This is a genomic window from Sphingobium sp. D43FB (assembly GCF_002312805.1).
Classification (GTDB): Bacteria; Pseudomonadota; Alphaproteobacteria; order Sphingomonadales; family Sphingomonadaceae; genus Sphingobium.
This window is the reverse complement of sequence record NZ_NMUA01000203.1, coordinates 1-443: the sequence shown is the minus strand read 5'-3', so window position 1 is coordinate 443 and position 443 is coordinate 1. Positions and strand designations below refer to the sequence as shown.

Genomic DNA, 443 nt, shown 5'->3' with positions numbered 1-443 from the left:
AACAGTCTTGCCAGTGCCGTGTGGCAGCACAGTAGCGCTACGAACGACCTGGTCGGATTTACGTGGGTCAACACCCAGGTTTACCGCGATATCAACCGACTCGCTGAACTTGACAGTCGACAGCTCAGCCAACAGGGCTGCTGCGTCTGTGAAGTTATACGATTTGCCCGGCTCGATTTTTTCGGCGATAGCCTTTTGGCGCTTAGTCAGCTTAGCCATTTACACACCCTCCACGTTAAGGCCCATGCTACGAGCGGAACCGGCGATGGTACGCACGGCCGCATCCATGTCAGCAGCAGTCAGATCCGCATTTTTTGCTTTAGCGATATCTTCCAGCTGTGCACGAGTCACGGTGCCAACTTTAACGGTGTTCGGACGTGCCGAACCGCTAGTCAGACCAGCAGCTTTCTTCAGCAGAACCGAAGCAGGGGTGCTTTTTGTTT

The 443-nt window shown here is 54.2% G+C and carries 2 pseudogenes; both read right to left on the bottom strand.

Annotation, left to right across the window (positions count from 1 at the left end):
* Window positions 1-219, bottom strand: a pseudogene (locus SxD43FB_RS24035) (50S ribosomal protein L1); the annotation flags it as partial.
* Window positions 220-443, bottom strand: a pseudogene (gene rplK / locus SxD43FB_RS24030) (50S ribosomal protein L11); the annotation flags it as partial.